We start from the raw sequence: 9033 nt of genomic DNA on the forward strand, positions 1-9033 counted from the left end.
AGTTTGTAAATGATGCCGATGGATATTGCCGACCTGCTGCGCGAAGCGCTGCGTCACAGTGGCTGTGTGGACAGCCAGATCGGGCACTTCGACAGCCACAGCACGATAGAAATGCAGATGAAGGATTTACCCGCGATCAGCGTCGGTCAGGTCGATGGGCAGGTGTGGGTCTGGGCCGCGGTCATGGACATCGGACCCGCGCAAATGGGCCGTAGCGCTTCTGCGTTGTTGCAGATTCTGTTGCAAGGTTGCCCCTGGTCCCGCAGTGGGCAGTTGCACCTGTGTGAGGTGGAGGGTCAGCTCGAACTGCGCTTGATGTGCAATGAAAACGCCCTCGGCGATGCGAGCTCGTTCGCTCAGGCGCTGGACCGTTTTGTGGCGGTGCTTGAAGAGCTATGCGGCATTCTGCGCCTGTGAACCATCGGCTGGAGCGAGCGGCGGCTCATCCTCTGCGCCTGAGCGGTCCGTTGATCGAGGCGGCGCTGGGCAATGTGGTGATCGGCGAGATCTGTGAAGTGCGTCGGCACTGGCGCAGTCCTGAAGTCGCGGCCAGGGCGCAGGTCATCGGTTTCAAGCCGGGTGCTGTGCTGCTCAGTTTGCTCGGCGATGCCAAGGGTCTGTCCAGGGAATCGATGATTGTGCCCACAGGCTCGACCTTGCAACTGACGTGCGGTGACGCATTGCTCGGTAGCGTGGTCGACCCTCAAGGCAACATCGTCGAGCGCCTGGTGCCGTCGACGGCGTTGGCTGAACAGGATTATCCGGTGGACGCCGACCCGCCGTCGTATCAACAGCGGCGCCCGGTGCAAATCCCATTGCGTACCGGCATACGAGTCATCGACGGCTTGCTCACCTGCGGTGTTGGCCAGCGCATCGGCATTTTCGCTGCCGCAGGCTCCGGCAAAACCACCTTGATCAACATGCTGATCAACCACACCGACGTCGACGTGTTTGTCATCGGCCTGATCGGCGAGCGTGGGCGCGAAGTGACCGAGTTCATCGAGCATTTGCGCCAGTCGCACAAGCGCGACCGTTGCGTGGTGGTGTATGCCACGTCGGATTTTTCCTCGGTGGATCGCTGCAACTCGGCGCTCCAGGCCACCGCCATCGCCGAGTACTTTCGTGACCAGGGCCGGCGTGTGGTGTTGTTGCTCGACTCGTTGACGCGTTATGCCAGGGCCCGTCGCGACCTGGCGCTGGCCGCGGGTGAAGCGCCCGCAAGGCGTGGCTACCCGGCTTCGGTGTTCGACGCCTTGCCGCGCCTGCTGGAGCGGCCTGGTGTCACCGCTGCGGGGAGCATCACGGCCTTCTACACGGTATTGCTGGAAAGTGATGACGAACCGGACCCGATCGCCGAGGAGATTCGCTCGATTCTGGACGGCCATGTCTATCTCAGCCGTGCCTTGGCGGCCAAGGGGCACTACCCGGCGATCGACGTCTTGCGCAGCGTCAGTCGCGTGGCGACGCAAGTCACCGAGCCGCAGGTGCAACAACTGGCGGCGTCGACCCGCGACACCCTGGCGCGTCTTGAGCAGTTGCAGATTTTTCTCGACATGGGCGAATACAACCACGGTGCGGACGCCGCCAACGACCATGCACTGAAACGCCGCGAAGCCCTCGACCAGTGGCTGCGCCAGCCCACGCACGAATGCTGCGAACCGGACGAGGCCTTGCGCCAGTTGCAGGAGCTGATGGCGTGAACCCATTAACGGATCGTCGCCGCCTCTTGGCGCTCAGTCAGTTTCGTCGGCAACGCGCCGAGCAGGCAATAGCGCGTACCCGACAACAGTTGCAACCGCTGTTGCACGAACGGGCAGGTTTCGATGGGCAAGAGGCCGAGTTGCACAGTCTGTTGGCCAGCCACCAAGCCAGCGATTGCGTGTTGGATCACGGGCAGTTGTTGGCACTGCTGCGACGGCAGGCGGTGATCCGTCGGCAGATTGACCTATTGCGGGTCGAGCGTGACCGCGTCAATCAGCAGTGCCAACAGGTTGAGCAGTTGTTGCAGGAGCAGCGTGAGCAACAGCGGATTGCGCAACGTAAACATGACAAATACGAACGGGCTGTCCAGCAACTGTTGCGTGGGCAACGGCTGGAACAGGTGCGCTTTGAAGAAAGAGAAGTCGAAGAGATGAACGGAGTTCGGCGATGAGCGATGTGACTGTTATTTCACCCTTGCCGGTTCAGCTTCTGGACCCTGTCATCGAAGTGCCGATCGATGAGCTGCAAGACCGGCTGATACCGATCCAAGAGGATGAGTTGCCCCAAGGTGTGCTGGAGTTGATGGCGGCAATGACCCTGCGTCAGCGACCGGTGATGGAGACCGGCCGTGCGAATCTCTTGCAGCCGATGGTCAACCTCTCGCAAACAGAGGTGGTTGAGAGCGATTCCTCGCCGACGATGACTTATCCACAAGCGCAGCCCGTGTTCGGCAAGCCTGTGCATCTTCCGTTGCCACAAACAGTGGCTTCAGTCGCTCCCGTCCTCGAAAGGGTGGTCACGCCGGCATCGGCAAATCCGCAGCCTTCGATGGTTGTGGAGCCAGTGTTGGTCGAGCGTCTGTCGAACTCGGTCGAATCATTGTCGGTACAGCGTGCCGAAATGGCAGGCGCGGCATCGCCCCCTGAGTTTGAGGGGCAAAAGCCAGAAGCTCCGACAAGCCTTGCAGTCGCGCGACATGCGCCGCCGATTGCACCCTCTCCAGTCCCGGCATCAGTCGTGCCGCCATCGCCGCCGGCCATCGACACGATCACCGACACGACCATCGAAACCTTGCCGGGTTCGGATCGGGGCCTGCTGCAGGTTCCGTTCAATAAAGGCGCTGTGAGCGGCCAGGTGACCATCAGCCGCGTGGCTGACGAGCCCATCCGCAATTTGCAGCTCAGCCCAAGCAATGCCCAGGTTCATGAGCAACTCAAAGTGTCTCTGGAACACCTGCGCGAACCTGTCTGGCGCCTGACCGATAGCGGCGGCGAGCAACAGCGTCAGGGTTCCCGGCAGGCGCCGGACGACGAGTCGGCTGAAGACACCGGGCAGGAGGCATGAGCCCACTGAAATTGCGCCGCATCGATCCTCAAGCGCATGCCGGCGTGCAAGCGGTTCAACGTTGGCGAGACAACCATGTAGACGCAGGTTGTGGCCGTCCCGGGGGGCCATCGGGCTATTTGCGTTTTCGCGCTTCAGGCGAGGGCGGGGAATGGCGGGGGGTGATCGACGCGCAGAACTGGTTGCACGAATCGCTCCCGGGCGTGCAGTCGTTGCTGGCGGTTGAGTGTTCGCTGGTGAGCATTGCCGAACTGTTCCGTGCCGTGCCGCAACCCTTGCTGATGAAAGTGGACGACTTGCAGTACCAGCAAATACTCGACGTCGATTGCCTCGCCTGCGAGCAATTGCCGCCGCAAGATTTGCCGTGGCTGGACACGGCTCAAGGACGCGTGTGGCTGACCCAATTGCCGCCGGCACGCGCTGCGTGCACGACGCTGGCAGACCACTCATGGCTCAGTGATTTACCGCTGCGTCTGGAGCTGAAGCTGGGCTCGAGTCGCTGGCGCTGTGCCCACGGGTTGCGGCTGGATGTCGGCGATGTCCTGCGGATTATTCAGCCCTCTCAAACATGTTGCCTGGGGCCTCGATGCCTGGGCGTTTTCACCTTTACCGAACAGGGGTTACACATGCAATCGAGCGAGGTCGATGACCAGCCACAGAGCACAGAGAAAACCGAAGTCGACCTCGGCGCACTGCCGGTGCGACTGGAGTTTGTACTCGCGACCCACGAGATCAACCTGGCCTCACTGTCGCAGATCATCGACGGGCAACTGATTCCGCTGGCCGATGATGCCGCAATCAACATCGAAGTGCGCGCCAATGGCAAAGCCGTTGCCCGTGGCGAACTGGTGCAGCTCGATGAGCAGTTGGGTGTCGAGTTGCTTGAGGTCTATCGGAACCCGCGTGATGAATGACGTCTCGCTGATCGCACTGCTGGCGTTTGCGTCCCTGCTGCCGTTTCTGGTGGCGGCGGGCACCTGCTACATCAAGTTTTCCATCGTCTTTGTCATCGTGCGCAACGCGCTGGGGTTGCAGCAGGTGCCCTCGAACATGGCACTGAACGCCATCGCCTTGATGCTGGCGATTTTCGTGATGACACCGGTGATGAAGCAGGGCTACAGCTACTACAAGACCGAGGCGGTGGCCTTCACCGACATCGAGTCGGTGGTGAATTTCGCCGAGAACGGTCTGGGCAGCTACAAGGATTACCTGCGCAAATACACCGACCCGGAACTGGCGCTGTTCTTCGAGCGGGCGCAAGCGGTTCAGAGTGAAGGCGATGTCGGGCTTGTCGATGATCAGTCGCCTGTCGATGAAGCGCTCAGCCCCTCGCTGTTTGCGCTGCTGCCGGCCTATGCGCTGTCGATGAGGAGACCGCCAAGGACATCGCACGGATCGCCGGCATGATCCAGGGCATCGCCGCAACGCTGGCGGCGGTTGCGCTTGTGGCCGTCGTCGGGGTGCAGGTGATCGGGCCGATGATCAGCGCCGTCGCCTCGAAACTGGCATCGGTGGTCGCTCAAGCGGCACCGGCGACTGTGCAGGCTGCCAGGCAATTGGCGACGTCGCTCGGCAACTCGCTGACCCAGGCGCTCACCCAATTGCGCAGCTTCATCACCAACGGTGCCGACCCGGTTTCCCTCGCCCGTTACGCCGCCAATCTGGAGATCGCCCAGGCCGTCACCGAATTCGGCAGCGTGGCGGTGCAGGGCGGCTTGCAAGTCAGGAGCGGCGTGCACCAGGCCCAGGCAGCCGAACACCTGGCCGACGTGCGGGTGCGGATGGCGGTCAGTGAGGAAATCACCTCTTACCTGAGGCATGGGAGCTGCTCAACCGCATCGTGCTCGAAGGCCTTCAGTTGCAAGGCCCCTGGCCTGAAACACCGCTTGGCAGCGTCGCCACTCAATGGGTTCGCCATTGGCGGCAATTGCCTTACATCGCGGGGCTGATGGGCGTTTATCGATTGATGCCTGAACTGGCGAGAGGCGGTGCTTTGCTTGGGTTGCCATTGCCATTGCGCCGGTTTGCCAGCCAAAGCCACGGCGCCCGAAGCGCCCTGCCTGTCGAGTGTCCGGTGATTTCAATGCAGGTGATCGAGGCTGCTGGCCTCAATGCGTTGTGCAGTTGGCACGAGCAGGTGCCGTCGATGCTGATCGAGCGCTTGACGCTGCAGTTTTCCACGTCGGTGGTTCGCTTGCATGAGCAATGGCCGCTGGCGACACCCGATCCGGCTCTTTTCCATATGGCGGTGCAGCATGCTCGACTCTATCCGAACCCTGACTGAACTCCCTGAGTCAGGCGATGTGCTCGTATCGCGCGAAGACATCGTCGCCGCGCGCAGGCGTCGGACCTTGCAGCAGCAGGCCCAGCGTTGGGCTCGCGGTTGTGTCGAACAGGCGCAACGCGACGCCGAAGTCATTCGTACCCTGGCCTTTGAGGAGGGCTATGCCGAAGGCATTTTGCGGGTCAATGAGCACCTGGCCCACGGCCTGCTGGCATCGCAGTCGCTGGGAATGCAGTTGCGCAAGGACCTTGCTCAGGCCGCACGGGATTTGCTCGCACAAGCCTTGAGCCGCCCCGAATGGCTGGACGACATGCTCGAGCGCTGGCTGACGGAGCAAACCGGCGACAAGCACGCGGTACTGCACGTGTTGCTGCCGATGCATTGCCAGACATTGGGTAATGAAATGCGAGAGTGTTTGCGCGTGCTCTGGCCCGGCGAAATGGTCCTCGACTATCAACCACAGGAGCGCTACGTGCTGCGGCTCGGGGATCAATTGCTCGAATTCGATATGGCCGCCACCCGGCAACTACTTGAGCCGCGGTTGCTGGCGAGCCTTGCCAACCTGCCGGATTCGGTTCGCTCACTGGACCAGACCTCGGTGCAGGCGCTGACGAAACTGTGTGCCAGCTTCACCGGGCATTCACTCGACGCCAATGATGAGGTCCGGGATGAACATTGAAACGGTGCGCCGTTCGAGCACGCTTGAAAGCAGTACATCGACGGTTCAATCGCTGGAATCGCGGCTGCTGGCGGCCAGCCAGGCGCTGCCCGACAACAAGCGGCCAGACCCGGAGTTCGAGCGCTTGTATCAACAGCTTTTGGCCATGGAGGGGCAGGGTGAGAAGGCGATTTATGAATATCTTCGATCATTGCGGGCAGCGGATGGTGAGTCCCCCGCCTATCCAACGGCCAAGGCACTGTTGGGGCTCACGCTGCAGGTTCTGGTTCGCTTGAAAGACGACAAGCTGGAGCACTCGTTGATCTACAAGGAGCTCAGGGGCGCCAACGCCCTGGCGTTCAACATGGACCTGTTGGTGAAGGGGTTCATGCGTGAGGTGTTTCAGCCGATGGGGGACGATGCTTGGGAGAAGAGTGAGTGGTGAGGTGAATGGAACAAACCCTGAGCGAACTTTTTGAGTGAAAACGGATACGACGATGCCTATATCTTTTGATGGATCATCTTCAAGAGTGATTTCGATTCCAGGACTTTCGACTGCACACTCAACTGCGCAGAGTCACAGTTCTTCCTTGTTGCTGAACCCATCAACACTTCCTGTATCACCGGATTTTCGATTAGCCATGTTGGGAACGCCCAGGCAAGTCGCTACGGCCATGGCAAAAATGGACGGTCGGGTGGAGTTTGAGTTACGCGAGAGTTATCGCCAATTAGGCGAGATAGACGCCGAGTTCGTGGGGCGAGTGAACGACTTCATTGAGGGTAATGCCTTACCTGAAGAGCCGATAAATGAGGCATTTTTTGCGCGGGCCACCGATTTAAACAGGGTAGACACCGAGCAAACCCGCGAAAGTCGAATGCGCACGGTGCTGGAAGCCGGCCTGGAGCTGCTTGAGAAAGCCCAGGGACCCGCCCGCAATTTTTTGAACGTAACCGCGCGCACAGGTCTGGTTGTCGCACTGACCACGGTATTGCGCCAACTCGTCGGTTTTTACGTGGAGCAAGCTATCCGCGAGGGCAATTCGAGCGAAGCCTCTCGTTCATGGGCAGTGGTCGCGGTAACGATGATCGGCCCGGCATTGAGCCTGATGGGCGCCATCCGCGACGAGTGCGCGGGAACGGCCTGTCTTCAGTCACGTCTGGGGCGCGTTTGCATGGCCAGCATTATGATGGGAGCACTGATTGCCGCGCACGTGACCGGTGCTTCGAGCAGCATGCTTTCGACTGTCATTAATACCAATGTCTATACGGTAGCTCGAGATCTGGCCAACGCCTTCTTCCCTTTGCAGGACAACGCAGGCGCACCCAGTACCCGGGCTACAGGAGTCACCACTGTAGCCTATGGAACAGTACAGTTTTTGCTGGCGGAGCTGGGAGCCTTGATGCCGCTGAGCGGTCCGGGTCGCTCCGCCGCCGGACTTGGCTACAGCCTGGGCGCCGATGCTATTCAGGGTGTTCTGAATGCCGCTGGCGCGGTCATTGACGATTTCATCTTTATCCTGTGCCGAAGCTGGCCTTTGCTATCGCCTTCGGCTGGGCTGGATTCAGTCCTGTACGACCCTGAGTCACTGCGCCAAAGTGTGTTGGAAGTACGCGCCGGAGCGCGCTTGCCGTCAAGGGCGCAACTGGCGAATGCGATACTTGATGTCAATGCGTCGCGGACCTCGGCGTTCCAGGCTCTCAATTTCGCAGTGGCGGTCGCAGCCGTCGAATTGGCGATGACGGATCTGGGTGAGGATTCGCAAGGGCGTATCTTGAATGTCTGTGTAATGGCAGTACTGATGCTCATCTACTTTCCGTTCATCTGGAGTTGTTCACAGCGTACTGACAATCAATGGTCGCCCGAGCAATTGCGCGAGAATCCTTCGCCGTAAGTGTTTTCGCCGCTCAATCTTCGTGAATGTGGGATGGGGTATACGCGCCCTCGCGTGTACCCGCTTCACCCGGCTATAATCGCCGGCACTTTTCGCCGCCCTGAGTCCAACCTGCCCATGTACACCCTGGCCCGTCAGCTGTTGTTCAAACTTTCCCCGGAAACCTCCCACGATCTGTCCCTGGACTTGATCGGCGCGGGTGGGCGGCTGGGGCTCAACGGCTTGCTGTGCAAGGCGCCGGCGAAGAAACCGGTGACGGTCATGGGCCTGGACTTCCCTAATCCGGTGGGGCTGGCGGCCGGTCTGGACAAGAACGGCGCGGCCATCGACGGCTTTGCCCAGTTGGGTTTCGGTTTTGTCGAAATCGGCACCATCACCCCGCGCCCGCAACCGGGCAATCCCAAGCCTCGACTGTTCCGCCTGCCGGAAGCGGAAGGGATCATCAACCGCATGGGTTTCAATAACCTCGGTGTCGATCACCTGCTGGCCCGCGTCGCGGCTGCCAAGTACAAGGGCGTGCTGGGCATCAACATCGGCAAGAACTTCGACACCCCGGTCGAGCGCGCGGTCGACGACTACCTGATTTGCCTGGACAAGGTCTACGCCCACGCCAGCTATGTGACGGTCAACGTCAGCTCGCCGAACACCCCAGGGCTGCGCAGCCTGCAATTTGGTGATTCGCTCAAGCAATTGCTGGCCGACCTGGCGACTCGCCGTGCCGAGCTGGCGCTGCGTTACGGCAGACACGTACCGTTGGCCATCAAGATTGCCCCGGACATGACCGACGAAGAAACCGCGCAAGTCGCACAGGCGCTGATCGAAACCGGAATGGACGCTGTCATCGCCACTAACACCACCCTGAGCCGCGTGGGTGTCGAAGGCATGGAGCACGGTGACGAGGCGGGCGGTCTGTCGGGTGCGCCGGTTCGCGAAAAGAGCACCCACACCGTAAAAGTGCTGGCGTCAGAATTGGGTGGTCGCTTGCCAATCATCGCGGCGGGCGGCATCACCGAAGGCAAGCATGCCGCAGAGAAAATCACCGCCGGTGCTAGCCTGGTGCAGATTTACTCGGGCTTCATCTATAAAGGCCCGGCGCTGATTCGTGAGTCGGTAGACGCGATCGCGGCTTTGCGCTGATCCCCGTAGGGGCCGCC

General features: G+C 60.7%; 10 protein-coding genes and 1 pseudogene. All 11 read left to right on the forward strand.

The window, feature by feature from the left end; all coding sequences use genetic code 11:
* Nucleotides 1-9: 9 nt before the first annotated feature.
* The 11 genes and pseudogenes from ACRESJ_RS08975 to ACRESJ_RS09025 all read left to right on the forward strand — a co-directional run bounded on the left by ACRESJ_RS08975 (nt 10) and on the right by ACRESJ_RS09025 (nt 9016).
* Nucleotides 10-417 carry an Invasion protein B family gene (locus ACRESJ_RS08975; protein ID WP_431757589.1) on the forward strand — a complete coding sequence of 136 codons (408 nt, stop codon included), beginning with the start codon at nt 10-12 and terminating at the stop codon, nt 415-417.
* Nucleotides 414-1700, forward strand: a complete 1287-nt coding sequence (gene sctN / locus ACRESJ_RS08980) for a type III secretion system ATPase SctN (RefSeq protein ID WP_431757599.1) — start codon at nt 414-416, stop codon at nt 1698-1700. Before ACRESJ_RS08975 ends, sctN begins: the two co-directional genes overlap by 4 nt.
* Nucleotides 1697-2152 (forward strand): type III secretion protein, encoded by a 456-nt coding sequence (locus ACRESJ_RS08985; protein WP_431757590.1) that lies wholly within the window; start codon nt 1697-1699, stop codon nt 2150-2152. Before sctN ends, ACRESJ_RS08985 begins: the two co-directional genes overlap by 4 nt.
* Nucleotides 2149-3045 (forward strand): invasion protein, encoded by an 897-nt coding sequence (locus ACRESJ_RS08990; protein ID WP_431757591.1) that lies wholly within the window; start codon nt 2149-2151, stop codon nt 3043-3045. The genes ACRESJ_RS08985 and ACRESJ_RS08990 overlap by 4 nt, the downstream gene beginning before the upstream one ends.
* Entirely contained in the window at nt 3042-3959 is a 918-nt protein-coding gene (locus tag ACRESJ_RS08995; RefSeq protein ID WP_431757592.1) for a FliM/FliN family flagellar motor switch protein, read from the forward strand. The genes ACRESJ_RS08990 and ACRESJ_RS08995 overlap by 4 nt, the downstream gene beginning before the upstream one ends.
* A pseudogene (locus ACRESJ_RS09000) lies at nt 3952-4994 on the forward strand (hypothetical protein). The gene ACRESJ_RS08995 and the pseudogene ACRESJ_RS09000 overlap by 8 nt, the downstream one beginning before the upstream one ends.
* The gene (locus tag ACRESJ_RS09005) at nt 4886-5329 is read left to right on the forward strand and encodes a secretion system protein (RefSeq protein WP_431757593.1); all 444 of its coding nucleotides are present in this window, start codon (nt 4886-4888) and stop codon (nt 5327-5329) included. The pseudogene ACRESJ_RS09000 and the gene ACRESJ_RS09005 overlap by 109 nt, the downstream one beginning before the upstream one ends.
* Nucleotides 5301-6008, forward strand: a complete 708-nt coding sequence (locus ACRESJ_RS09010) for an oxygen-regulated invasion protein OrgB (protein WP_431757594.1) — start codon at nt 5301-5303, stop codon at nt 6006-6008. Before ACRESJ_RS09005 ends, ACRESJ_RS09010 begins: the two co-directional genes overlap by 29 nt.
* Nucleotides 5998-6432 carry a hypothetical protein gene (locus tag ACRESJ_RS09015; RefSeq protein ID WP_431757595.1) on the forward strand — a complete coding sequence of 145 codons (435 nt, stop codon included), beginning with the start codon at nt 5998-6000 and terminating at the stop codon, nt 6430-6432. Before ACRESJ_RS09010 ends, ACRESJ_RS09015 begins: the two co-directional genes overlap by 11 nt.
* Nucleotides 6433-6661: 229 nt before the next feature.
* A complete protein-coding gene (locus tag ACRESJ_RS09020; RefSeq protein ID WP_431757596.1) occupies nt 6662-7879 on the forward strand; it encodes a hypothetical protein in 1218 nt (405 codons plus the stop codon).
* A 117-nt stretch (nt 7880-7996) separates the two neighbouring features.
* Entirely contained in the window at nt 7997-9016 is a 1020-nt protein-coding gene (locus tag ACRESJ_RS09025; protein ID WP_431757597.1) for a quinone-dependent dihydroorotate dehydrogenase, read from the forward strand.
* Nucleotides 9017-9033 lie beyond the last annotated feature (17 nt).

The sequence above is a fragment of the Pseudomonas sp. genome (genome assembly GCF_050739655.1).
Lineage (GTDB): Bacteria > Pseudomonadota > Gammaproteobacteria > Pseudomonadales > Pseudomonadaceae > Aquipseudomonas.